At 37.7% G+C, this 24,365-nt stretch carries 23 protein-coding genes; 20 read left to right on the forward strand and 3 right to left on the reverse strand.

What is annotated here, in order from left to right:
* Positions 1-103: 103 nt before the first annotated feature.
* Together rsmD and coaD are read left to right on the forward strand one after the other, a co-directional pair.
* Positions 104-673: a 16S rRNA (guanine(966)-N(2))-methyltransferase RsmD gene (gene rsmD / locus AC1FXZ_RS03350; protein ID WP_480050973.1), complete on the forward strand. Its 570-nt coding sequence runs from the start codon at positions 104-106 to the stop codon at positions 671-673.
* Positions 670-1,155 (forward strand): pantetheine-phosphate adenylyltransferase, encoded by a 486-nt coding sequence (gene coaD, locus AC1FXZ_RS03355; RefSeq protein ID WP_480050975.1) that lies wholly within the window; start codon positions 670-672, stop codon positions 1,153-1,155. Before rsmD ends, coaD begins: the two co-directional genes overlap by 4 nt.
* A 28-nt stretch (positions 1,156-1,183) precedes the next feature.
* On the opposite strand, the gene ylbJ is transcribed toward coaD, so the two are convergent.
* The gene (ylbJ, locus tag AC1FXZ_RS03360) at positions 1,184-2,410 is read right to left on the reverse strand and encodes a sporulation integral membrane protein YlbJ (RefSeq protein WP_480050977.1); all 1,227 of its coding nucleotides are present in this window, start codon (positions 2,408-2,410) and stop codon (positions 1,184-1,186) included.
* A gap of 127 nt (positions 2,411-2,537) precedes the next feature.
* Between ylbJ and AC1FXZ_RS03365 the strand changes: the two genes are divergently transcribed.
* Positions 2,538-3,347, forward strand: coding sequence for a patatin-like phospholipase family protein (locus AC1FXZ_RS03365; protein WP_480050979.1), 810 nt, complete (start codon positions 2,538-2,540; stop codon positions 3,345-3,347).
* Positions 3,328-4,368 (forward strand): SepM family pheromone-processing serine protease, encoded by a 1,041-nt coding sequence (locus AC1FXZ_RS03370; protein WP_480050981.1) that lies wholly within the window; start codon positions 3,328-3,330, stop codon positions 4,366-4,368. Before AC1FXZ_RS03365 ends, AC1FXZ_RS03370 begins: the two co-directional genes overlap by 20 nt.
* Positions 4,369-4,420: 52 nt before the next feature.
* On the opposite strand, the gene AC1FXZ_RS03375 is transcribed toward AC1FXZ_RS03370, so the two are convergent.
* Entirely contained in the window at positions 4,421-5,629 is a 1,209-nt protein-coding gene (locus tag AC1FXZ_RS03375) for a nucleotidyltransferase (RefSeq protein WP_480050983.1), read from the reverse strand.
* 223 nt (positions 5,630-5,852) lie between these two features.
* On the opposite strand from AC1FXZ_RS03375, the gene AC1FXZ_RS03380 reads away from it, so the two are divergent.
* The 3 genes from AC1FXZ_RS03380 (at position 5,853) to AC1FXZ_RS03390 (ending at position 7,529) form a co-directional block, all read left to right on the forward strand.
* Positions 5,853-6,368: a YceD family protein gene (locus AC1FXZ_RS03380; protein WP_480050985.1), complete on the forward strand. Its 516-nt coding sequence runs from the start codon at positions 5,853-5,855 to the stop codon at positions 6,366-6,368.
* Between the two features lie 99 nt (positions 6,369-6,467).
* Positions 6,468-6,641 carry a 50S ribosomal protein L32 gene (gene rpmF, locus AC1FXZ_RS03385; RefSeq protein ID WP_012959505.1) on the forward strand — a complete coding sequence of 58 codons (174 nt, stop codon included), beginning with the start codon at positions 6,468-6,470 and terminating at the stop codon, positions 6,639-6,641.
* Between the two features lie 312 nt (positions 6,642-6,953).
* A complete protein-coding gene (locus tag AC1FXZ_RS03390) occupies positions 6,954-7,529 on the forward strand; it encodes an RsfA family transcriptional regulator (RefSeq protein WP_480050987.1) in 576 nt (191 codons plus the stop codon).
* 73 nt (positions 7,530-7,602) lie between these two features.
* Here AC1FXZ_RS03390 and AC1FXZ_RS03395 read toward each other — a convergent pair whose 3' ends face one another.
* On the reverse strand, positions 7,603-8,121 hold the full coding sequence (locus tag AC1FXZ_RS03395; RefSeq protein WP_480050989.1) for an N-acetyltransferase: 519 nt from the start codon (positions 8,119-8,121) through the stop codon (positions 7,603-7,605).
* 250 nt (positions 8,122-8,371) lie between these two features.
* On the opposite strand from AC1FXZ_RS03395, the gene AC1FXZ_RS03400 reads away from it, so the two are divergent.
* The 13 genes from AC1FXZ_RS03400 (at position 8,372) to murG (ending at position 24,312) form a co-directional block, all read left to right on the forward strand.
* Entirely contained in the window at positions 8,372-9,310 is a 939-nt protein-coding gene (locus AC1FXZ_RS03400) for a 2-dehydropantoate 2-reductase (RefSeq protein WP_480050991.1), read from the forward strand.
* On the forward strand, positions 9,303-9,683 hold the full coding sequence (locus AC1FXZ_RS03405; RefSeq protein WP_480050993.1) for a DUF3397 domain-containing protein: 381 nt from the start codon (positions 9,303-9,305) through the stop codon (positions 9,681-9,683). Before AC1FXZ_RS03400 ends, AC1FXZ_RS03405 begins: the two co-directional genes overlap by 8 nt.
* Before the next feature lie 80 nt (positions 9,684-9,763).
* Positions 9,764-11,383: a bacillithiol biosynthesis cysteine-adding enzyme BshC gene (bshC, locus tag AC1FXZ_RS03410; RefSeq protein WP_480050995.1), complete on the forward strand. Its 1,620-nt coding sequence runs from the start codon at positions 9,764-9,766 to the stop codon at positions 11,381-11,383.
* Between the two features lie 153 nt (positions 11,384-11,536).
* Positions 11,537-11,968, forward strand: a complete 432-nt coding sequence (mraZ, locus tag AC1FXZ_RS03415) for a division/cell wall cluster transcriptional repressor MraZ (RefSeq protein WP_480050997.1) — start codon at positions 11,537-11,539, stop codon at positions 11,966-11,968.
* 22 nt (positions 11,969-11,990) lie between these two features.
* Positions 11,991-12,923, forward strand: coding sequence for a 16S rRNA (cytosine(1402)-N(4))-methyltransferase RsmH (gene rsmH, locus AC1FXZ_RS03420; protein WP_480050999.1), 933 nt, complete (start codon positions 11,991-11,993; stop codon positions 12,921-12,923).
* Between the two features lie 13 nt (positions 12,924-12,936).
* Complete coding sequence (gene ftsL / locus AC1FXZ_RS03425; RefSeq protein WP_480051001.1) at positions 12,937-13,290, forward strand: cell division protein FtsL; 354 nt, start codon at positions 12,937-12,939, stop codon at positions 13,288-13,290.
* 94 nt (positions 13,291-13,384) lie between these two features.
* Positions 13,385-15,574, forward strand: a complete 2,190-nt coding sequence (locus tag AC1FXZ_RS03430) for a penicillin-binding transpeptidase domain-containing protein (RefSeq protein WP_480051003.1) — start codon at positions 13,385-13,387, stop codon at positions 15,572-15,574.
* A gap of 109 nt (positions 15,575-15,683) precedes the next feature.
* A complete protein-coding gene (locus AC1FXZ_RS03435; protein WP_480051005.1) occupies positions 15,684-17,603 on the forward strand; it encodes a stage V sporulation protein D in 1,920 nt (639 codons plus the stop codon).
* Between the two features lie 79 nt (positions 17,604-17,682).
* Entirely contained in the window at positions 17,683-19,152 is a 1,470-nt protein-coding gene (locus AC1FXZ_RS03440; RefSeq protein ID WP_480051104.1) for a UDP-N-acetylmuramoyl-L-alanyl-D-glutamate--2,6-diaminopimelate ligase, read from the forward strand.
* A gap of 188 nt (positions 19,153-19,340) precedes the next feature.
* Entirely contained in the window at positions 19,341-20,315 is a 975-nt protein-coding gene (mraY, locus tag AC1FXZ_RS03445) for a phospho-N-acetylmuramoyl-pentapeptide-transferase (protein ID WP_480051106.1), read from the forward strand.
* Complete coding sequence (gene murD / locus AC1FXZ_RS03450) at positions 20,316-21,671, forward strand: UDP-N-acetylmuramoyl-L-alanine--D-glutamate ligase (protein WP_480051007.1); 1,356 nt, start codon at positions 20,316-20,318, stop codon at positions 21,669-21,671.
* 244 nt (positions 21,672-21,915) lie between these two features.
* Positions 21,916-23,013 (forward strand): stage V sporulation protein E, encoded by a 1,098-nt coding sequence (gene spoVE / locus AC1FXZ_RS03455; protein WP_480051009.1) that lies wholly within the window; start codon positions 21,916-21,918, stop codon positions 23,011-23,013.
* A gap of 207 nt (positions 23,014-23,220) precedes the next feature.
* Positions 23,221-24,312 (forward strand): undecaprenyldiphospho-muramoylpentapeptide beta-N-acetylglucosaminyltransferase, encoded by a 1,092-nt coding sequence (gene murG / locus AC1FXZ_RS03460; protein WP_480051011.1) that lies wholly within the window; start codon positions 23,221-23,223, stop codon positions 24,310-24,312.
* The last annotated feature ends 53 nt before the right edge of the window (positions 24,313-24,365 follow it).

Consider the following 24,365-nt stretch of genomic DNA (forward strand, 5'->3'; position numbering starts at 1 on the left):
AATTTTAATCAAAAGTATCTTTGAGGTGTTTTTCTTCATGCTTTTTTAGAGATACTTATGATAGGATAAAAGGGATTATCTAGAAAAGAGGATGGGTGGCATAGTGAGAGTTATATCAGGAGAAAAACGAGGCTTGTCATTAAAGGCTGTACCAGGAACTTCAACAAGGCCAACAACTGATAAAGTGAAAGAATCAATTTTTAATATGGTTGGTCCCTATTTTAATGGAGGAATGGCTTTAGATCTTTATGCAGGTAGTGGGGGCTTAGGAATAGAAGCGCTTAGTAGAGGAATTGATAAAGCTATTTTTATTGACCAAAACAGAAAGGCTCTTGAAACCGTTAAAGTGAATTTAAAGCATTGTCATTTTGAAGAGCGTTCTGAGGTTTATCGGAATGATGCAAATAGGGCACTTAAAGCATTGATAAAACGTGAACTATCCTTTTCTGTTATATTTTTAGATCCTCCTTACGCCAAACAAAATATTATAAACGAGGTAAGTATTATATTCGATTACAACTTACTTGAGCAAAGTGGTATGATAGTTTGTGAACATGTAAGCTCAGTTAGCTTACCTAACGAGATAGGAAGTGGAGTGAAATCTCGAACCGAAACTTATGGTGATACAACGATTTCAATATATACATATAGAAAGGATGGAGTGACGGAATGAGTTCGATTGCAGTTTGTCCTGGTAGTTTTGATCCTGTGACATTAGGTCATCTTGATATAATAAGAAGAGGAGCTTCTGTCTTCGATAAAGTAATCGTTGCAGTTCTTCATAATCGAAATAAGGAGCCGATGTTCTCTGTAGAGGAACGAGTTGCTCTTTTGCAGGAAGCAACAAAAGATCTTGTAAACGTTGAAGTTGATTCTTTTAATGGTTTATTAATTGATTACGTGAAGGAAAAGAAAGCGAATACGATCATTCGTGGCTTAAGAGCTGTGTCTGATTTTGAGTATGAGATGCAAGCGGCCTCCATTAATAAAAAATTGGGTCCTGAAATAGAAACATTTTTTATGATGACGAATAATCATTATTCTTATTTAAGTTCAAGTATAGTAAAAGAAGTAGCAAAATATGACGCCGATGTTTCAGATATTGTCCCCGAAGTAGTAGCAAAAGCGTTAAAAAAGAAGTTTAAAAGAGGTTGACAGTCGATGTCAGCCTCTTTTAGTCCCCTTATTTTGCTCTTTGTAGTGCTTGCTTAGCTGATAGAAGGATAAACAAAATAAGCATGATGAGTGTAAATAATGACCCATATTGAATAATGATATTCCACGTGTTTGAGAGCCATGTGTTCGATTGATCCATCAGAAAAACAGGTATAACTTGCCAGTCAGTTCCTGTTTGTTGTTGATTAAGATATATGGGTTTCCATAATATAAAGATAAGAACGGAAGCGATAAAACCATGAATTAATCTCGAAATGAAGAACGGCTTGAATCGAATATCGGTTTCTGCAAGAAGGCTGGCAACTTGTGCTTGAATAGAAAAACCACCAAAGGCAAGAATGAAACTCGTTACAATAACTTGTTCCAATAACCCAACAGATTGTGTTTCACTGGCGATTTGTGCACCAAGAGTCATTTCAAATAACCCTGATATGAGTGACGAACTCAACTCCGTTGGTAACTGGAAGAAAGCAAGAATAATAGAAAAAAGTGAACTTAAGAGCGCAACGATACCAACTAAACTTAAAATTTTATTTAAAACAGAAAATAAGATGATAAAACCACCAATCATCAGTAGTGTTCGGACTGAAGATTGAACAGCATCACCTAGTAGTTGACCAATTGGACGACCATCTCGAATGCGTTCTTCATGGAGCATTTTAAATGCATTAATAATTCCACTAACTTTAGGTTTGTGAGGTGGGCTTGTCGCTTCTTCCCTTAGACCGTGAAATCGCATGATGAGTCCTACAAATATGTTCCCTACATAGTGAGCAAGAGCAAGAAGAATCCCAAGTGCCGCATTATGAAAAAAACCGACTGCGATCGCACCAAAAATGAAAAGTGGGTTTGATGAACTGGTAAAACAAACAAGGCGTTCTGCCTCGATTCTTGATAATTTATTTTCTTGTCGTAAGCGTGCAGTAATTTTAGCACCTGCTGGATTCCCCGACGCCAGCCCCATTGCCCATACAAATCCTCCCACTCCTGGTACACGAAAAAGTGGACGCATTAAAGGTTCAAGTAATACGCCGATAAATGTTACGACACCAAATCCAATTAAAAGCTCTGATACAATGAAAAATGGCAATAGTGACGGAAATACAACTTCCCACCAAATTTTCAGTCCTCTAATTGAACCTTCAAGAGCTTCTTGTGGGTAAATCATTAGCGAGGCTGCTAATATAATGCTCATGAGAGCGAGAGTGAGTGTTTTTATCATTGATAATTGCATTGAATAGCGGCCTCCTCATATGTAAAGTCGGAATGAACATGTCCATAATATAACTATACGTATACAAGCTCGTAATAGACCATATGATTTAGATTGAGATAGGTAAAAATTGTGAGGAGAGGATAGAATGAAGGAAGATCGACCAAAAATAGGTCTTGCACTTGGTTCTGGAGGAGCTCGCGGTTTTGCTCATATCGGTGTATTGAAAGTGTTAGAAGAGGAAAACATTCCAATTGATTTTATAGCAGGCAGTAGTATGGGAGCTCTAGTTGGTAGTTTGTATGGTGTTGGGCATTCTCCAGCTAACTTGCAACAATTCGCGACACTTTTTAGAAGAAAGTATTTTATCGATTTTATTGTTCCTAAGTTAGGGTTTGTCGCTGGGCAAAGAGCGAAAGAAGTTATAAAAATGCTTGCAAAAGGGAAGTGCATGGAACAACTTAATCCACCTGTTACAGTCGTTGCTACGGATCTAAAAAATGGGGAGAGAGTAGTTTTAAAAAAAGGAGATGTAGCATCAGCTGTCAGAGCAAGTATTTCAATACCGGGTATATTTGTTCCGGAAAAAGTCGGTGAGCGTCTTTTAATAGATGGGGGAGTTATTGACCGTGTGCCTGTTTCTGTAGTGAAAGAAATGGGAGCGGATGTTACAATTGCAGTTGATGTCTCGAATTTTCAAACAGAGCCAGAACTGAATACGATTTTTGACGTTATTATGCAAAGTATGGACATCATGTCGAGAGAAATGGTAAGGGTGCAAGAAATTGATAGCTCAGTTATGATTCGTCCAATTGTTAAACATTCGAGTTCCCTTGACTTTTCAGGAGCAGAAAATTTAATCAAGCGTGGGGAAGAGGCGACTAGGGAAAAATTAAATGAAATCAAAAGTTGTATTGCAAGTTGGAAGGAGAAAAAAGATGAACGGATTGATGATTAAAAAAAGGTGGGTTTTCCTCATTCTTTTACTGCTATTTCTACACTTTTTTCAGTTGCCTTACTACTATTCACAACCGGGAGGGGCGAAAGTTTTAGATGAGGTAATAGAAGTGGAAGGTGGTTATACAGACGAAAAGGGGTCATTTATGTTAACAACAGTGCAGATGGGGAAAGCAAATCTTTTCTTTTATGCATGGGCTCACTTAAGTCCATATCGAATGATTTACCCTGAAGAACAGATTCGTTACGAAGGAGAAACCGATGAAGATTACCACCACCGTCAATTAATGGCTATGACTAGTTCACAAGAAATTGCCAAAATTGTTGCCTATGAAGCAGCAGGTAAGGAAGTTGAATATGAATATAAAGGGGTTTTAGTAACAACGTTAATAGAAGGTATGCCTGCACATGAGCTCTTACAAAGAGGGGACCATATAATAGCAGTAGATGATGAATTAGTGTTAACAGCAGAACAGTTAATTGAGCAATTGCAAAAAATGGATGGAACTGCCACCGTCCAATTAACCGTTTTGCGCGATGGACATGAGAAGAAAATAGAAATTGGTTTTGCTGCATTCCCGGAAGAAATGGATGTACCCAAAGATCAGGTAGGCATTGGGGTGTCAGCTCCAATAACTGATCGTGAAGTTGCCTTTGATCCTGATGTGACCATTGACACAAGTCAAATTGGTGGCCCTTCTGCAGGGTTCATGTTCGCCTTGGAAATATACAATCAATTGATAAATACTGATATTACAAAAGGATATAATATTGCAGGAACAGGAACTATTAATGAGGAAGGAATTGTTGGCAGAATTGGAGGAGCGAGTCAAAAGGTAATCGCAGCAGATAAAGCAGGAGCTGAGTACTTTTTGGTCCCCAATGAAGGTGGAGCTATTGATTCAAATTACAATGAAGCACTTGAAGCGGCAAAAGACATAGGGACAGACATGGAAATTGTTCCTGTTGATTCTTTTCAGGAGGCATTAGCTTTTTTAGAGGAGTTACCAAATATACGATAAATTCAAAAGCCTGATTCTGTACGTAGTGTAGAGTCAGGCTTTAAAACTGACATTAGGGTTGAATCGGCGACCTTGAAAATTCCTGCCGTATTTGATCCAGACGCATTTTTTTATCGAGTGGTGTTAAATAGACATTTGTAGCTCTTTCTTCGACTTTTGCAGCAACACTGTCCAACTTTGCTAAGTTAGTAACAATTGGAGTGTTACGGTCTTTTTTAGTATGGTTTAAAAAAGCTCGTCCTTCTTTGTTCATCCCTAATAAACGAATGTATGTTGGTTTTTGTTGTAGTATCTCATTCATTTCCAACTTTGTTGTATTAGTTAAGATGTGAGTGGCTAGACGTTGCAACCTAGTCCATGTATAACGCTTTGTTTTGAGTTGGTGCATCCAATCAGTAAATGAACTTGAGCGTTTACTTGTTTCAAGAACACGGTATTCAAGACCTTCTTCACACTCATAAATTAGACGTAACTGTTCAATAGGAGTAGAAAGTATACGATATTGTAATAAATCAAAGTAGTGTTCCCAAGTATGATAAAGTGAAAAGGTTTGATGGTAAGATTGTAGAAGTTGAATTGTCTCCTTTGGCATAACATGCTGAATATCTTCTAAGTTTTTTTTTGAAATTGCCTGTCGTATGCTTGTAGCACTTGCGATAGATTCTTTCGGTACAGTTTCGTCATGGTAATGCGCATTGTGGCGCAGGGTAGTCGTAGGTTCAATAAAGTATCCTTGGTCTTTAATCGCTTTTATATAGTGAAAACCAAGAATGTTATTTGGTTCACTTAGGGAGAGCATCGTTGAATCAGGATCTAGTTGCCTGAAAGCCTCGGAAGTAGCACGAGGGTAACTAAGCCCTAATTTCATTTTTTCTTTCACTAAAAGGTTAAAGGCTGACTCATTTTCTTCCATAAAAGAAATCAAACTTTTAAATTCTTCTATATTGCCTGACTCGCTACCAAAATTAATAAAGTTTACGCCCATTTCAGCTAAAAGGGAAATGGCACCAGTGGCAAATAATTCAGCTTTTTGGGTAGAATAAGGATATGGAAGTTCGATGACTAAATCTACTCCGTTCGCGAGAGCCATTTTTGTTCGCTGCCATTTTGAGACAATGGCTGGCTCGCCCCTTTGTAAAAACGATCCACTCATGACAGCAATAACTATGTCTGCACCTGTTATTTCTCTTGCCTTTGTAGCATGAAATAAATGTCCATTATGAAAAGGGTTATATTCAACAACTATACCGACTGCTTTCACTTGTAATTCAGCTCCTTTAACTTTTTTAATTGTTTATTGATTTTGAAACGTTATTTCTTATGTACAGAGTTTCTTTACTCTTCTTTTATGACATGCTACAATAAACGTCATGCTTTAAACAAGTACTAGCTACAATATTTGAATGTAGAGTGTAAAGAAAAAAGGTTGACAATCAAATGTTGTAGAGCTATACTTAATTTTGTTGTCTTAGAGGTGATCAGAAATGAAATGGTCATTACAGCAATTGTCGGTTGCGAAACGAAAACCATTTACATTTGAAGAAGAAGTAGATTTAACAAGCCTGAAAGAAATGAATCCAGACATTAGGTCGATATCTCCTATAAAGGTAAAAGGCGATGTTAAATATTCTGGTTCTATGATTACATTTCAATTGTCTATTACCGGTGAGTTAATTCTTCCGTGTGTTAGAACTTTGGCTGATGTGAAATTTCCGATTGACCTTTCAATAACAGAACAATTTCATCCGAAAAATGATTATGTTACAGCTGATGTTGAACATGATGATATTCATTTTCTTGAAGATGAAACAATTGATTTGCTTCCGGTTATAAAGGAACGGATACTTCTTGAAATACCAATTCAAGTGTATGCGGAGACTGAAGCGGAACGTCTTGCTCCACCAGCAGGGAAAGATTGGGAGCTAATCACAGAGGAAGATCGTAAAAATCGAATCGATCCAAGGTTAGCAGATTTAGCAAAGTTTTTTGATAAGAATTAGGAAAATCGAAGCACCGGCACCGATCGGGCCTTCATTTCATACAACCAACTAAAGTGAATAGAAGTTGGGTTTTATAGATTTTTTAAGGAGGTGGGAATGATGGCAGTACCATTTAGAAGAACATCTAAAACTCGCAAAAATAAGCGTCGTACTCACTACAAATTAGCAGTACCTGGTATGACTAAATGTCCTGAGTGTGGAGAATTAAAACTTGCTCACCGTGTTTGTAAAGAGTGTGGCTCTTACAAAGGCCAAGATGTGATCAGCAAGTAATTTGAATAAGTACAAAAAGACGAAGAGATTTCTCTTCGTCTTTTTGTATATCACCTTAAATTGAAAGAAAAAACAAACAAATACGCAGAGGAGACTGTTAGAAAGGTTGAAAGACCGTATTTGGCAGTCTCCTTTTTGTGTCAGTCGCTCTAGTTGGTCTAGTGAATAGTTATCGAAAAATCGGTAATAATTGAATACTAGAACATAATCTATTTCAAAACAGGAAGAAAATATCTTCTTTTTACAAATTTGAGTCTTTCTACTCTAGTAGATGCATATGATTAAGTAAATGAGATTTTAAGGAGGGATTCTATGACAACGATTCGCCAAGATGCATGGAGCACTGATGAAGATTTAATATTAGCTGAAGTTGTTCTTAGACATATACGAGAAGGCAGTACACAACTCTCCGCTTTTGAAGAAGTTGGAGAGAGGTTATCTAGGACGAGTGCAGCATGTGGATTCAGGTGGAACTCTGCGATTAGAAAAAAGTATGAATCCGCTATTGCGTTAGCTAAAAAACAGCGATCCAAAGGGAAGAAGCAGCAACAACCACAGTTTGAGGATGAGTGGAAAGAAGAGACTAGTGATGAAATTACCGAACCGTCAACAACGTTTACAGAAGAAGTTAGAGACGAGAAGGTGGAGTCAGAACAAACACAAGAGCAAGCTACCTTTTTAACGATGGAGTCGGTTTTATCATTTTTAGCAAATTATCATGAAAAAGTGAAAGAATATAGGCCTGCAGAAGAGATAGAACAATTAAAACAAGAAAATGCAATGTTAAAGGAACAACTAGAAAAAGTAAAAGAAGAGAAAAAAGTAATGGCAGAAGATTACCGTTCGTTGTTGTCTATTATGGATCGAGCTAGAAAGTTGTCTATTTAAAGCGTACGGAGTTCTTAAAAGGAAACACACACATGAATTTCATGTGTGTGTTTCCTTTTTATAGATTGTAATGTTAGTTAATTGTTTCTTCCGATTCTACATTAATGGGTTCTTGGTCTCCTACCTGCTCATGAACACCTTCTGGATACCACACGTAAGGACTTTCGCCACGATCTCTAGTAGCATCATACGTAGCAGCTTCAAATCCCATGTGTTCCCAAAAAGCACTAGAACCTTGTCTAGCATTTGTTTTTATTGGTAACTTAAATGATTTTGCGAAACGAACCAGTGTCTCACCGTAGCCTTTCTTACGATATGGCTCCAATACTTCTAGTTTCCATAGTTCTAAATAATCTTGTGGAGGATCGAAGTAACGGTCATACTTTCCACTAATGCGATATAAACTCATTCGGGCTACCAGTTTATTCCCATAATAAATACCGTAAAACGGTGATTCGCTATCATTCTCAATGATATTTGATTCTAAATCACCTTTCATTGAAAGTTCAGCCGCGCCATACTCACGGAAGTTTTTAAATTCTTCTAACGTTTTATAATTTACAAGTAAACGCTTAACTTCATAATTGTTCATTAGTATGTCCTCCTTACTAGCATAGTCAAATCTATTTTACTACATTTCTGATGAGAACGCTTATATTTGTTCAATTTTTTGTTGAGAAAAGTTTTTAGTTAAAAAATTAGCGAATATCCTTTCACAGTAATATTTAACTCTGTGATTTGGATTTAAATTCAGCACTTTAGAAATGATGCTGATTACATTTTTTTGAGAAGATTTGCCCGAGAGTGTGGTACAATTTTATAAAAAACAAGGGGTATTAATTGTGAATATAGTAATTATTGGATCTGGTTCAATTGGGATGTTAACCACATTTTATCTGACAAAACAAGGATGTTCTCCTTTGATGATTACCAATCGCCTTACTCAAGCAAAGGAGGTACAAGAAAATGGTTTACATATACAGTATGAAGATGGTGGGAGGGAGAAGCAAAAGGTTCGTGTAAGAGCATTAATGGACTTAAAACGTTCAGAATCGATTGATTTAATGATTGTAGCAGTGAAATCATATCAAGTAAAAGGACTTTTAAGTACGATTCGGTTATTAAGACTTGATATCAAGTCTGTACTTTTTTTGCAAAATGGGATGGCACATACTGAATTATTTTCTGAAATAACGATTCCTGAGATCGCGGTTGGGATAATGGAACACGGTGCCCTGCGTAAGAATGACAATACAGTTCGGCATACTGGAGTTGGGAGTTTAAAATGGAGTTATGTGCAAAAAAAGGATGGATTGGTCCAAGCTGCTTTTAAATCTATAACAGATCCTAATTTTCTTATCCATCAAAAGGAAGAATGGAGCAAAATGCTTCAGAATAAGCTAATTATAAATGCTTGCATTAATCCATTAACTGCTATGTTTAGAATACGCAATGGAGATTTGTTAGAGAACAACCATTATCACAAACTTATGAAGCTCGCATTTAAAGAAGTTATGCAAGTAATTATAGATCAAGATGTTAATGAAATGTGGAACAATGTATGTGTGGTTTGCAAAAATACAGCCAATAATTATTCTTCAATGTTAGTCGATCTAAATAATAATCGGCAAACTGAAATAGATAGCATTATCGGTTTCCTGATAAGAGCTGCTGAAGAAAAGCAACTAGACGTTCCAATTCTAACCTTCCTATATGAAGGAATCCGAGCAAACGAACAAAGAAACAAGGAAAAAGACAAGGGGGTGCTCACTCATGATTAATATGGTGGCTTGGATCATTGCTACGATAGTGACCCTTCCGTTATTAGGTTGGTATCTCATTTATATAACGTCTGTGAAAATATCAAAGAATAAATCAAAGTCTATGAGGCGAGCGTCTGATTGGACATTGATTCTTTTTATGCTGGCTGTTTATTTTATTATTATCGAACTTTGGAATCAGTCTTTGCTTTGGATTATCCTCGCAACCTTTTTCTGTATTGCCTTGTTATTTACTTGGATCCATTGGAAGGTCTCTGGAGATATTCATGTTCGTAAGTTATTTAAGGGGATATGGCGCTTTAACTTTCTGTTGTTCTTTGTGATCTACCTTCTACTAAGTGGGTTCGCTTTAATTTTAAGAATTTTCAGTTGAAAAAAGTTCGTATCACTTGGTCATTACCCCATACTTTGCTATGATGAAAGAGAATTTAGTAATTGAAGGGACGTCTATATATGAAGGTAACGGAAATTGACCTACTAACTGACGACGGGTTTATGAATCGGTATGTCAGTGGCAATAAGGTAAGTGAATCATTTTTTGATTATACATATAATGATCCGGATAAGTTCCAAAAAAGGGTAGATCACCTACAAATGCAAACGTATAAACGAGAGGAATTAGCAAGCTATTTCTTAAATGTTCATTCGACTCTTAATTACAAAGAAGAGGCGCACAATCAAATTGAAAAGCTTCGTCAACCAAATTCCGTTGTGGTTGTTGGAGGACAACAAGCTGGTTTATTGACTGGGCCTCTCTATACTGTCTATAAAGCAATGTCTATCGTTATTTTAGCTAAACAACAAGAAGAGAAACTCAATGTCCCTGTCGTTCCGATCTTTTGGATTGCTGGTGAAGATCACGACGTCGATGAGATTCGTTTTGTCTACAAAGAGAAAGCTGGATTGTGGAAAAAGCACATGTATAATGACTCGTTAAGGGTATCATCTGCTTCTTCTTTACAGCTAAATAAAGTCGAAATACAAAAATGGTTGAACGAGATTTTTGCTTCGTTGCCTGAAACGGTCTATACAAAGACTATTTTTAAGAAGTTATCGTATTTTCAAGAGCATGCAGTTACGTTCGTTGATTTTTTTAGAAATGTAATGAACTGGTTTTTTGGTCAGGAAGGGTTGTTGCTTTTAGACGCGCATGACCCTGGAGTACGTAAGCTAGAAGTAGAGTACTTTGATCGTTTGATACACGATGTTGAGTATGTGCAAGCTTCTCAGCAACAAGGGGCAATATCCTTTACAAAGGCTGGATATGGTGAGCCCATTGATACTGATAACTTGAATGCCCACTTATTTCTAGAAGTCAATGGAGAACGGAGAAGGCTAGATTATGATCAAGGTGTTTTTACAGTAAAGGGTACCGACTATACCTATACAAAACAAGAATTATTAGCAATTCTTTATGCAACACCAGAGAGATTTAGCAATAATGTTGTTACAAGGCCTTTGATGCAGGAATGGTTATTGCCTGTGTTAGCTTTTATCTCCGGGCCTGGTGAATTGCTGTATTGGGCAACTCTTAAAGATGTATTTTCGCACTTTGAAATGAAAATGCCACCAGTCATTCCACGAATTCAATTGACGTTTGTTCCAGCTTTCATTCATAAATGGCTAAAAGAAGAAAATCATGACATCGAACCATTCTTAAAAGGACAAATGGAAGAAGTGCGAGAGAAATGGTTGAAAGAAGAAAATGAGTATCCTGTTAATAAAGTGGTAGAAGAAGTTAGAGAGGCGATTCTCTATCATTATACGCCTTTACGGGAATTAGCATCCGAAATGGATCCTACCTTAGCTCAGTTGAGTGAAAAAAACGTAACCATAATAGAAAATCAAATAAAGTTCATGGAAAAGAAAATGGAAAATTTCGTTCGACAAACTCATGAGTATACTCTTTCAAAATTCACAGAAGCTGGTAACTTTCTTTCTCCGTTAAGTAAGCCACAAGAACGCATATTTCATCCGATCTTGTTGATGAATGTCATTGGTGAGGATGGATTTAGACGATTGCTGTCAACAAATATGTCGGTGAACAGTATACACAAAGTTGTGTATTTGTAAATAATTGTTACGTTTTTCCGTCGAAATGTGGATAATTAAAACCCTGTCTATTGGCAGGGTTTTTTTGATGTGGATAAATTGAAAATTTAGTGTGGTGTAAAGTGGGGGAATGTGGTAACTTAATGGTAGTAAGTGGGGGGAGTTGGGTTAGCGATGTTTATGGGTGAATATCGCCACAACGTGGATGAGAAAGGTCGTATGATAGTTCCGGCTAAATTCCGGGATCATTTAGGCTCGTCTTTTGTTGTGACCCGAGGTCTTGATCGTTGCTTGTTTGTTTATCCACAGGATGAATGGCAAAAGCTTGAGAACAAGCTGAAGACATTACCCTTCACAAAAAAAGATGCCAGAGCTTTTACCCGTTTTTTCTTCTCTGGTGCTACTGAATGTGAATTAGATAAACAGGGGAGAGTAAATATAGCCTCTCCACTTAGGGAATATGCAAAGCTTGATAAGGAATGCGTTGTAATTGGTGTTTCTAATCGAGTGGAGATTTGGAGTAAATCAATTTGGGAAGAATACTTTGCTGAATCAGAAGAATCATTTAGTGAAATAGCTGAAAATATTGTGGATTTTGATTTTTAGGAGTGTTTTTGGAGGTAATGGAATGTTTCATCATATTACAGTGTTAAAAAAGGAATCAGTCGATGGGCTCAACATTAATCCAAATGGAATCTATGTTGATTGTACATTAGGTGGAGCGGGACATTCTTCTCTAATTGCCTCACAGCTTAACGGTGATGGGCATTTATATGCTTTTGATCAAGATGATAAAGCGTTGGAAAATGCGAAACAAACGTTACGGCCTTATGAGGGAAAGGTAACTCTAATTAAAAGCAACTTTCGTTATATGAAGGATAAACTTGATGAATTAGGGGTTACAAAAATAGATGGGATACTGTTCGACCTAGGTGTGTCAAGTCCTCAACTAGATGAAGCTGAAAGAGGTTTTAGCTATCATCAAGATGCTCCACTTGACATGAGGATGGATCAAACGGCAGAGTTAACAGCATTTCATGTTGTAAATGAATGGCCTTTTGCAAGACTTGTTCAGATCATTTCAAGATATGGAGAAGAGAAATTTGCAAAACAAATTGCTAGGAAAGTAGAGGCGCATCGAAACCAGAAACCTATTGAGACGACAGGGCAACTAGTTGAAATTATTAAGGAAGCTATACCGGCGCCAGCAAGACGTACAGGTGGACATCCGGCCAAAAGAACATTTCAAGCAATTAGAATTGCTGTAAATGATGAACTTGGGGCTTTTGAAGAAGCATTAGAAGATTCGATTGCTCTCCTGAAGAAGGGTGGAAGAATTTCTGTTATCACATTTCATTCGTTAGAAGACAGGTTATGTAAAGAATTTTTTAGAGAGAAAAGTAAAGGGCCAGATCTTCCACCAGGCTTACCAATTATACCGGAAGGGTATGAGCCAATACTTAAATTAATTACAAGAAAACCTATTGTTGCTTCAAATGAAGAATTGGAACAGAACAATCGATCAAGGTCGGCGAAACTGCGAATAGCAGAAAAAGGCTAAGGGGGAGTATAGTATGAGTATGGTGGCTCGTAAATTTCAAGAGCAGGAACAGAAGCAAGTTCAAACAAAAACGCGAGTTAGGCTTATTCGCCATAAGATAACGGTAGGGGAAAAGGCGATTATTGGTTTGGTTTCTTTTTTTGCTTTTATCGTACTAGGTTTTATCGTACACAACTACGCAACTTTATATAGCGCGAATCAAGAAGTGTACCATTTAGAGCAAACGATCAATCAACAAAAGGAATTAAATGACGGTCTATCATTACAAGTTGTGGAATTAAGTGCACCAGATCGCATTTTACAAATAGCAACGGAGGAGCTTGGAATGACTCTTGATGACAATAAGGTAAAGGTCGTGCAAAACTAGTTCAATTTTTGAGCTAGTTTTTTCGCTCGAAACGAGACATTATATAGCTGCAATAAGGTCTCATTTATGGCATAGTTATAAAGAGGTGAAAAGAGTGGAAATTAAGCGATCGGTTACAAATAAACGCGCCGTTATGCTAATGGTATGTGTGATTATCATATTTTTGATTTTGCTTGGACGAGTAATTTACATTCAAACGACAAAAGAAATTAACGGGCAAGATCTTCAGGCATTAGGAGAAGCAAGGTGGACTCAAACTGAAGTTATCAAAGGAGTTCGGGGAACGATTTATGACCGAACGGGTAGTCCTGTTGCTCAAGAAGTGAATTCATATAGTGTTTATGCGGTGTTGGATGAAGGTTATCAAAGCTATGTAAACGATATTGATGCAACCTCCGAGCTTCTTGCACCACATATTAATATGTCTGAAGATGCTTTGGCTAAAGCATTAACGGATGGACAAGCAGGTGGCAAGTTTCAAATTGAGTTAGGTCAAGGAGCAAGACATTTAACATATGAACAAATATTAGAAATTCGTGAATTAGAGCTAGATGGAATTTATTTTAGAGAGGAGTCTAGACGTTATTATCCGAAACAAACGTACGCATCACATATTCTTGGTTTTACTGAACGTAATACTGGAGAACCTCGAATGGGATTGGAGTTAAGTTTAAATGAATTAATGGAAGCTGAAGATGGGTCAGTAAGTTACCAAAGGGATCGTAAAGGGCTTCCTTTACCAGATCCGAAGCAGCATATTACAGCTCCTAAAAATGGTCATGATATTTATTTGACATTGGACTCTAATATCCAAACGGCTCTTGAGCAAGTTATGACTCAAGTAGAGGAACGATATACCCCTGAGAAAATGATCGCGATTGTTGCTGATCCTAAAACGGGCGAAATCCTTGCTATGAGCAATCGTCCTAGCTTTAACCCGAACCACTATGAACAAATTACCAATTATTTAAATTATGCGATTTCAGACAGATTTGAACCAGGTTCCACAACGAAAATGTTTACTGTTGCAGCTGCGATTGAAGAAGGGGTCTATAACGGGGAAGAACACTATCAATCTGGTACGATTGAAGTAGCAGATCGTAGAATTGGAGACCATAACGAGGCAAGAGGTTGGGGAAGTATTTCGTTTGATGAAGGGTTTTATCGTTCTTCAAACGTTGCTATGGTTAAGTTAGCCCTTGAGAAGTTGGGTCCAGAGACATTCTATGATTATTTACACAGATTTGGATTTGACCAAAAGACAGGGATTGATTTACCGAACGAGGCAGATAGTTTACTTGCGAGAAATGGTCGTGTAGATACAGCAACTACTGCGTATGGTCAGGGTACGGCTGTGACGCCTATTCAACAAATTCAAGCAGCAACAGCTATAGCAAATGACGGAAAAATGATGAAGCCATATGTAATTGACCGTATCGTTGATCCAAATACAGATGATGTGGTTCACGAAAATGAACCTGAGTTGGTTAGTGAACCAATTTCTAAGGAAACGGCAGTTCAAGTAAAGGATCTATTAGAGGGGGTTGTTACCGATTCTGCAGGTACTGGTCATCCATATTATTTAGAAGGGTTTAATGTAATTGGTAAGACAGGAACAGCACAAATCAATGATCCAAATGGAGCTGGCTATATTCGAGGCCATGGAGAAAATATCTTCTCGTTTTTAGGTATGGCTCCAAAAGAGGACCCGAGAGTAATTGTTTATGTAGCTGTAGAACGACCAAAACTAGCTTTAGATGAATCGGGCTCAAAACCAACATCGATGATTTTTAATACGATTATGCAACACAGTTTGCAATATTTAAATATAACTCCAACTGTAGAAGAGGTTGTGGAACAAACAGAAGAAGGTTTCCAAACAGATGACTATATAGGAGAGAAAACAAAATCGATTAAAGAATCTATTGAAGAGGATATTGATATAGTAATTTTAGGAGAAGGTTCGAAGGTAGAAGCCCAACAACCGTTAAGTGGTAGGGGGTTATTGCCTGGTGAACGCTTGTTTATTAGAACAGATGGCGAAACGTTTGAAATGCCTGACCTTACGGGTTGGTCGAATCGTGATGTTCGTCGATTTGCACAAGTAATGGAACTGAACCCAACATTTTTTGGGAATGGCTTTGTAATCGAACAAAGTGTTGAACCAGGAACGAAATTCCAAACGGGAGAATATTTAGTAGTGGAGCTAAATCAACCTCGCGTAATTAGCGAGGTTGATGAAGAGGATGAGGAACTTGAGGAAGATGAGCAAGTAGGCGAATAGTTGTCTTTAGAGAAACCGTTGCGGCTGTTCTAACCAATAGCGTACAAGCATACGTTTAAGTAGGCCCGTCTAAAGTTGGCGGCACTGAAAGTATGCGGGAGGTATTACGGTGCGAGTTTCTAACGTGACAGTACGAAAAAGACTAATTCTTGTCCTTTTTTTTGGACTTGCTATCTTCTTGATCATTGCACTGAGGTTAGGTTATGTCCAGTTTGCACTAGGTGATTGGTTAACGGACAGAGCAGAGGATTCCTGGAGCAGAGATGTTCCCTTTGAAGCAAAACGGGGTGAGATACGTGATCGGAACGATGTTGTACTAGCAACGAACGTAAGTGCTCCGTCCATTCTTGTAGTTCCAAGGCAAGTTAAAGATCCAGTTAACACCGCAGAGAAACTTGCATCGGTATTGGATATGGATCATCAGAAAGCGTATGAATATGTAACGAAAAATGAATCGATCGTTCGGATTAATCCTGAAGGACGAAAAGTGACAAAAGAGAAGGCTAGTGAGGTACGATCACTACGTTTAGCTGGAGTGTATATCGCCGAAGATAGTAAAAGACATTATCCATTCGGTAGTTATCTCTCCCATGTATTAGGTTTTGCAGGAATTGATAATCAAGGATTGACAGGACTTGAACTATACTATGACGAGGAACTAAAGGGTGAAAGTGGGTATGTTTCGTTTTTCTCCACAGCAAAAGGGAACCGGATGCCAAACTTGGCAGATGAATATACAGCTCCTGTAAATGGACTTGATCTGCGATTAACGATCGATAGCGAAGTCCAAACTATTATAGAAAGAGAGCTAGATATTGCTGAGGCGACTTATAATCCTGATGGAGCAATTGCGATTGCAATGAATCCTAACACAGGGGAAGTGTTAGGAATGAGCAGCAGGCCACACTATAATCCGGAAAATTTTCGCGACGTTCCCCCGGAAATTTACAATCAAAATAAGCCAGTTTGGATGCAATATGAACCGGGATCTACATTTAAAATCATTACACTCGCTGCAGCACTTGAAGAGGGAGAAGTTGACTTAGAGAAAGACACATTCAATGATCCTGGGTATATTGAAGTAGCGGGCAGAAACTTAAGATGTTGGAAAAAAGGTGGACATGGTCATCAAACCTTTTTAGAAGTTGTTCAAAACTCATGTAACCCTGGATTTGTTGTGTTAGGTGAAAAATTAGGGACGGATCGTTTGTTTGATTACATTGAAGATTTCGGGTTTGGTAAGAAGACTGGAATTGACTTACAAGGTGAAGGTACTGGAATATTGTTTGATCGAGATCGTGTTGGTCCGTTAGAACAAGCTACAACGGCATTCGGTCAAGGGGTAGCAGTTACTCCAATTCAACAAGTAGCAGCTGTTTCAGCAGCTGTCAATGGTGGTTATCTTTATCAACCATTCTTAGCTAAGGAATGGGTAGATCCTTTAACAGGGGAAGTTGTAGATAGTCAGTCACCAATATTAAAAGACCAGATCATTTCTGAAGAGACTTCAAAAGAAGTACGTTATGCCTTAGAGCATGTTGTTGCACTTGGTTCAGGTAAAGGAGCCTATATTGATGGATATCGCGTCGGTGGAAAAACGGGAACAGCGCAAAAAGCCAAAGATGGAAGATACTTAGAAAATAATCATATCGTATCATTTATTGGTTTTGCTCCTGCTGATGACCCACAGATAGTTGTTTATGTGGCCATTGATAATCCGAAAGATACCTTGCAATTTGGTGGAATTGTTGCGGCTCCAATTGTAGGGAATATTATCGGAGATAGTTTAATTTCAATGGGTGTAGAGAAACGTGATGGGCAAGTAGAAAAAGAAATGACATGGAGTGATACCCCATTAATTGAAGTTCCGGATTTAGTTGGTCGGACAAAGCGAGAGCTTCATGAATCGTATTACGAGCTGCAGGTAGAAGCTGAAGGGGAAGGCAACTACGTTTTAGCACAATCTCCAGACCCAGGTATAAAAGTAGAAGAAGGTTCAACAATCCGACTTTATATGGGTGACAAATAAGGACAAAACGTCTAAAATAATGAAGGTATTTTAAAAAAGTTATTATGGTGAATGGATGGATTGAGAGGTTATTAACATGATGAAGTTACAAGAGCTCCTTGTACCACTAAGGTTTCAAACAAATAAATTGGATATCAACCCTGAGGTTCTATCTATTGAGATGGATTCTAGGAAAGTTGAAGAGGGAACTGTTTTTTTCTGTATTAAAGGATATACAGTTGATGGACACGACTATGCAAAACAGGCGGAGGGCCAAGGGGCGGTCGCGATTATAGCTGAGCGCCCTCTTCCTGTATCAATTCCAGTAATAGTTGTTCCGGATTCATCGCGAGCAATGGCTAAGCTAGCTTGTCACTTTTATGGTAACCCGACAGAAAAACTTCACTTGATTGGTGTGACGGGCACAAACGGTAAAACAACTGTAACGCATCTGATTGAGCAAATTATGCAAAATGCCAATAAGAAAACAGGTTTAATTGGAACGATGTATACCAAAATTGGTTCAAGCCAGTCTGATACAAAAAATACAACCCCTGAATCATTACCTTTGCAGAAGTTGTTTAAAGAAATGGTGGATGAGAATGTTGAAACGGCAATGATGGAGGTTTCTTCACATGCGCTTCATTTAGGTCGAGTACGGGGCTGTGATTTTGATGTTGCGGTTTTTACTAATTTATCACCAGATCATTTGGATTACCATCAGACAATGGAATCGTATTTACATGCTAAAGGATTACTATTTGCTCAGCTTGGTAACACGTTCTCAAGTAAAGTAGCTGTCCTTAATCTAGATGATCCAGCTTCTGAAGAGCTAGCGCGCTTAACAACTGTTGATGTTGTTACATATGGCGTAAAGGAAAAAGCAGATATCATGGCTACGAATATTAAAATCAACCCTTCTGGTACAACGTTTGACTTGATTGCCTTCGGAGAAAAAGAGACGATTTCTTTACAGTTGATCGGAATGTTCAGTGTGTATAATGCTCTTGCAGCAACGTCTGCTGCGTTGGTTTCAGGTGTGTCACTAGCATCCATAAAAGCTAGTCTAGAAGCTGTAAAAGGAGTAGCGGGACGATTTGAAACAGTAGACGAAGGACAGGATTTTACAGTCATTGTCGATTATGCTCATACTGCAGACAGCCTAGAAAATGTGTTGAAAACAGTGAAGGAATTTTCAAAAGAGCGTATATTTGCCATCGTCGGTTGTGGAGGGGACAGAGATCGGACAAAACGTCCAGTTATGGCACAAATTGCTGTACAATATGCAGATCATGCCATTTTCACATCTGATAATCCCCGTTCAGAGGACCCGGAGGACATTCTCCAAGATATGATTGCGGGTGTTAACGGAAGTAGGTATGAAGTGATTATTGACCGAGAAAAAGCAATTAAAAAAGTCATGAAGGAAGCTCATAAAGATGACATCATTTTAATTGCTGGAAAGGGCCATGAAACATACCAAATCTTACGTGATCAAACAATTCATTTTGACGATAGAGAAGTAGCTCGAAAAGGGATTCAAGAGCGCCTCAAACATAATCCTTCTTAAAAAACAATAACATCTAGTTAATTAGTTATTATTTTCTAGGAAATTCAAAGACATATAAATTACACTTAGATGATAACAATGGTTATAGAAAATTAAATAGGAAAGACATTTATGTGTCTTTCCTAATAAAAAATCAAATATACAAAAATGAATAGCTCATTCGTATTAGAAAGGAGGAATGATCAGTGATGTTAGAGCGTGTCTTACTTCTTACTTTACTGGCTTCATTTCTAGTTGCTGTCCTCCTGTCCCCATTATTTATTCCTTTTTTAAGAAGGCTTAAATTTGGGCAAAGTATTCGAGAGGAAGGTCCAAAATCACACCAAAAGAAAAGTGGTACGCCGACAATGGGAGGCATTGTTATTGTTCTTACAGTATTGGCAACCACTATATTTATTTCGTTACGCTTTTTATCTTTCAGTCAAGAAATTTTATTATTGCTTCTAGTTACTGTTGGGTTTGGAATAGTTGGTTTTATAGATGATTTTATAAAAGTGGTTTTAAAACGAAATTTGGGATTAACATCTAAACAGAAATTAGCTGGACAATTACTTATTGCGATTCTTTTTTATATTGGTCTAATTCAGATGGATTTTTCGACGGCTATCTCAATACCGGCTACAAACATTTCGATTGATCTTGGATGGTTTTATTTGCCTTTAGTGATTATCATGCTTGTGGGTGCTTCCAACGCTGTTAACTTAACGGATGGTTTAGATGGTCTACTTGCTGGAACAGGGGCAATTGCTTTTGGTGCATTTGCTGTTCTTGCTTGGCACGCTGGCTATATTGATGTATCAATTTTTAGTGCGGCAATTGTAGGTGCTGTATTAGGTTTTCTTGTGTATAATGCACACCCAGCTAAAGTATTCATGGGAGATACCGGGTCTTTAGCATTAGGGGGAGCGATCGCAGCAATCGCAATCATGACCAAAATGGAGGTACTGCTTGTTTTAATTGGTGGAGTCTTTGTCATTGAAACACTCTCTGTTATTATCCAAGTTATCTCTTTTAAAACAAGAGGGAAGCGAGTGTTTAAAATGAGTCCATTGCACCACCATTATGAGCTTTCGGGATGGTCTGAATGGCGTGTTGTTGTAACGTTCTGGTTTGTTGGAATGATACTAGCTGTTATCGGAATTTATTTAGAGGTGTGGTTGTAAATGAAATCAATTGAACAGTTCAAAGGTAAAAATATCTTAGTTTTAGGCTTAGCAAAGAGTGGAGAAGCGGCAGCAAGGTTGCTCTTAAAGCTAGGTGCTAATGTAACGGTTAATGATTCAAAGCCTTATGAGGAAAATGTGCAAGCAAAAGAATTGGAGCGTCTAGGAATTCAAGTTATTTGTGGCCATCATCCATTATCATTAATAGATGACTCTTTAGATTTAATTGTCAAAAATCCTGGTATACCGTATTCAAACCCACTTGTTGTTGAAGCTTTACATAGAGGACTTTCTGTTGTAACGGAAGTTGAAATTGCTTCTTTGATAAGTGAAGCTGAAATAGTGGCCATTACTGGATCAAATGGCAAAACAACAACTACTACTCTAATTAATGAAATGCTAAAACAGAGTAGGCGTACCCCTCTTATCGCAGGAAATATTGGAACAGTTGCTTGTGAAGTTGCGGAAAAAGCAACGGAAGATGATGTCATGGTACTAGAAGTATCAAGCTTTCAATTGTTGGGTACAGAAAAGTTTCAACCAAAAGTAAGCGTCTTTTTAAATTTATTTGATGCCCATCTTGATTATCATGGGACAAAAAAAGAGTATGGTTTAGCAAAAGCGAAAATTACAGCTAATCAAACGGAAGATGATTACTTGGTCTATAATGTTGATGACCCGTATGTAGAAAAAGTTGCACAGTCTAGTAAGGCAACATTGGTTCCATTTTCAGTTAAGAAGGTGTTGGAACAAGGACTGTGTATTCAGAATGGGTCAGTCTGCTATAATGGACAACCACTTGTCCCAATTGAAGCTATTGTGTTACCTGGGGCCCATAATCTTGAAAATATTTTAGCTGCAATGGGAGCTGCTTTAACGATGGGAGCAAAACCAAAGCAGATTGAACATGTACTAAAAACGTTTAGTGGTGTTGAACATCGCTTGCAATTTGTTGCAGAATTCAAAGGAAGACGTTTTTATAATGATTCAAAAGCAACGAATATTTTAGCTTCCCAAAAAGCTTTAGAAGCATTTAATCAACCAATTGTTCTGTTAGCTGGTGGCTTAGATCGAGGAAATGAATTTGATGAATTAAGACCATACTTTGCTAATGTTAAAACACTTATTACGTTTGGAGAAACAAAAAATAAACTCGCCAAAACTGCAAAAGAAGCAAATGTTAAGACAATTGTGTTTACCGAGCAAATGGAAGAGGCGGTTTCGAAGGCTTTTGAAAATTCCGATTCAGGTAATATCATTCTACTTTCACCAGCATGTGCAAGTTGGGATCAGTATAAGACGTTCGAGGAGCGTGGACAACGGTTTGTACAGGCCGTCAAAAACTTAAAATCTTAAAAAAAAGTCAACTCATTTTATTAATGAGTCGGCTTTTTTTGTGGGAACGAGCATGCAGCTACGAAATAAGTTCTTTGAAAAAATCTAAAACAATTGATTTTTTTCTAGCTTCAATAGCCTATACACACGATGTTATATATAAGTTGCGAATATGGACATGTTTTTACTTACTCATGCATACGTTTAAGAGGAAAGGTTGTACTAGAAAATAATATCTTAATTTGTTTTAGATGAGGTGTATGAAATGCCAAAGGAGAGAACGGCACCAGACTATGTTTTACTGTTTACAACAATTATGCTATTAGTAATCGGATTAATAATGGTTTACAGTGCGAGTGCTGCATGGGCAAGTTACCGGTTTGATGATTCATTTTTCTTTGCGAAGCGACAGCTATTTTTTGCTGGAGTAGGTGTCATTGCGATGCTTTTCATGATGAAAGTGGATTATTGGACGTGGCGAACATGGTCTAAGGTTATCTTGATTATTTGTTTTATCTTGTTAGTGATCGTACTTATCCCGGGAGTTGGTCTCGTTCGAGGTGGTGCGAGAAGTTGGTTGGGGGTTGGTGCTTTTTCAATTCAACCGTCAGAATTTATGAAAATGGCAATGATCGCGTTTCTCGCAAAATATTTATCTGAAAATCAAAAGAAGATAGTTTCTTTTAAAGAAGGGTTGGTTCCTTCTCTATCACTTGTGATGGTAGCATTTGGAATAATAATGTTGCAACCAGATTTGGGGACAGGTGCAGTTATGGTTGGTACATGCGTCATTATGATTTTTGTTGCTGGTGCCCGTCTTAGCCATTTTGCTTGGCTTGGGGTAGCTGGTCTTATTGGTTTTATTGCATTAATTGCTTCAGCTCCTTACCGAATCAAACGGATTACGTCTTTTTTAGATCCATGGTCAGACCCTCTAGGGAGTGGCTTTCAGATTATCCAGTCATTATATGCGATTGGACCTGGTGGATTAATGGGTATGGGGCTTGGTGAAAGTAGACAAAAGTATTTTTACCTACCAGAGCCTCAGACGGATTTCATATTTGCCATTTTATCGGAAGAGCTCGGATTTATTGGTGGATTTATAGTTCTCTTTTTATTTGGTATTTTACTTTGGAGGGGAATCAGGATAGCTTTAGGAGCACCTGATTTATTTGGTAGCTTTTTAGCTGTTGGGATCATCTCGATGGTTGCAATTCAAGTAATGATTAATGTTGGTGTTGTGACAGGTCTCATGCCAGTTACCGGAATTACGCTTCCGCTGTTGAGTTATGGGGGCTCATCCTTAACATTAATGCTAGTGTCAATTGGTGTATTGTTAAATATTAGCCGTTATGTTAGGTGAAGGTTACCTCAACCTATGAATCTGGTTGAGGTAACCTCTTTTCATTAGAGAAATTTTTTAATTTCATTAATTTTTCAAGACAAATAATTGAATAGAATGGGAAAGTATAAAATATAATGAAATCATGAAAAAACTCACAGGTTTCGTGTATAATACAAGTTCTGTTCATGATAAAATGATACTAATCAACTTTTTGGGAGGAAGCCAATGAAAGTAGTTGTAAGTGGAGGAGGAACAGGGGGCCACATATATCCTGCCTTATCATTAATTAATGAAATAAAAAAAAGACATCAAAATGCAGAAATATTATATATCGGTACAGAGAGTGGCTTAGAAGCTGAGATTGTTCCTAGAGAGAAGATACCCTTTGAGACAATACATATATCTGGTTTTAAACGTAAGTTATCATTTGAGAATATTAAAACAATCAGTCGTTTTTTAACGGGAACCAAGCGAGCGAAGAAGTTAATAAAAAACTTTAAACCAGATGTTGTCATTGGAACAGGGGGCTATGTTTGTGGCCCGGTGGTTTATGCCGCAGCTAAGCTAAAGATTCCTACTGTAGTACACGAGCAAAATAGTGTACCAGGATTGACGAACAAGTTTTTAAGTAAATATGTTGATCGAATAGCAATTTGTTTTGAAGAGGCGAAGCAATTTTTCCCAGAGCATAAGGTTGTTTTTACTGGAAACCCGCGTGCATCAGATGTCATTAATATTGATAAAGCAGCTGGAAGGGAGTCACTTGGCCTTAATCCTAGTAAAAAGACCGTACTAATTGTTGGGGGGAGTAGAGGAGCAAAACCTATTAACGATGCATTTCTCTCGGTTTTGAATGAATGGTCAAAGAGAGATTACCAAGTCGTTTATGTCACAGGTTCTGTGCATTATGATGCTGTCATGGAAAAGATACATGAGAGTGAAACATCTTCAAACCTTATCATCAGACCGTTTATTCATAACATGCCTAATGTATTAGGGGCGATTGATTTAATTGTAGCGAGGGCAGGTGCTACAACGTTAGCGGAAATTACAGCTCTTGGTTTGCCAAGTATATTAATTCCGAGCCCATACGTAACTAATAACCACCAAGAAAAAAATGCAAATGCTCTAAAAACAAATGGAGCAGCAATTGTTCGGAAAGAACAAGAAATGAATGGGGAAATGTTACTGCAAGACATCGATAGTATATTAAAAGAAGATGAGAAATGGAAAAATATGCATAAAGCCGCTAAAGAGTTAGGTGTACCAACAGCTGCAAGTAATCTGTACCAACTATTAAAGGAAGCATCACGATAATTAGGTATTTGCATAATGTGACAATAACTAATGAAAAATGTCTTGTTGCATGA

The organism is Halalkalibacter sp. HAAS-P014 (assembly GCF_056619965.1).

Bases quoted from the DNA above. Each gene is read 5' to 3' on its own strand.
- coaD (WP_480050975.1), top strand. From the start codon at position 670: ATGAGTTCGATTGCAGTTTGTCCTGGTAGTTTTGATCCTGTGACATTA.
- ylbJ (WP_480050977.1), bottom strand. From the start codon at position 2,410: ATGCAATTATCAATGATAAAAACACTCACTCTCGCTCTCATGAGCATT.
- AC1FXZ_RS03365 (WP_480050979.1), top strand. From the start codon at position 2,538: ATGAAGGAAGATCGACCAAAAATAGGTCTTGCACTTGGTTCTGGAGGA.
- AC1FXZ_RS03370 (WP_480050981.1), top strand. From the start codon at position 3,328: ATGAACGGATTGATGATTAAAAAAAGGTGGGTTTTCCTCATTCTTTTA.
- AC1FXZ_RS03380 (WP_480050985.1), top strand. From the start codon at position 5,853: ATGAAATGGTCATTACAGCAATTGTCGGTTGCGAAACGAAAACCATTT.
- rpmF (WP_012959505.1), top strand. From the start codon at position 6,468: ATGGCAGTACCATTTAGAAGAACATCTAAAACTCGCAAAAATAAGCGT.
- AC1FXZ_RS03390 (WP_480050987.1), top strand. From the start codon at position 6,954: ATGACAACGATTCGCCAAGATGCATGGAGCACTGATGAAGATTTAATA.
- AC1FXZ_RS03395 (WP_480050989.1), bottom strand. From the start codon at position 8,121: ATGAACAATTATGAAGTTAAGCGTTTACTTGTAAATTATAAAACGTTA.
- AC1FXZ_RS03405 (WP_480050993.1), top strand. From the start codon at position 9,303: ATGATTAATATGGTGGCTTGGATCATTGCTACGATAGTGACCCTTCCG.
- bshC (WP_480050995.1), top strand. From the start codon at position 9,764: ATGAAGGTAACGGAAATTGACCTACTAACTGACGACGGGTTTATGAAT.
- mraZ (WP_480050997.1), top strand. From the start codon at position 11,537: ATGTTTATGGGTGAATATCGCCACAACGTGGATGAGAAAGGTCGTATG.
- rsmH (WP_480050999.1), top strand. From the start codon at position 11,991: ATGTTTCATCATATTACAGTGTTAAAAAAGGAATCAGTCGATGGGCTC.
- ftsL (WP_480051001.1), top strand. From the start codon at position 12,937: ATGAGTATGGTGGCTCGTAAATTTCAAGAGCAGGAACAGAAGCAAGTT.
- AC1FXZ_RS03440 (WP_480051104.1), top strand. From the start codon at position 17,683: ATGAAGTTACAAGAGCTCCTTGTACCACTAAGGTTTCAAACAAATAAA.
- mraY (WP_480051106.1), top strand. From the start codon at position 19,341: ATGTTAGAGCGTGTCTTACTTCTTACTTTACTGGCTTCATTTCTAGTT.
- murD (WP_480051007.1), top strand. From the start codon at position 20,316: ATGAAATCAATTGAACAGTTCAAAGGTAAAAATATCTTAGTTTTAGGC.
- spoVE (WP_480051009.1), top strand. From the start codon at position 21,916: ATGCCAAAGGAGAGAACGGCACCAGACTATGTTTTACTGTTTACAACA.
- murG (WP_480051011.1), top strand. From the start codon at position 23,221: ATGAAAGTAGTTGTAAGTGGAGGAGGAACAGGGGGCCACATATATCCT.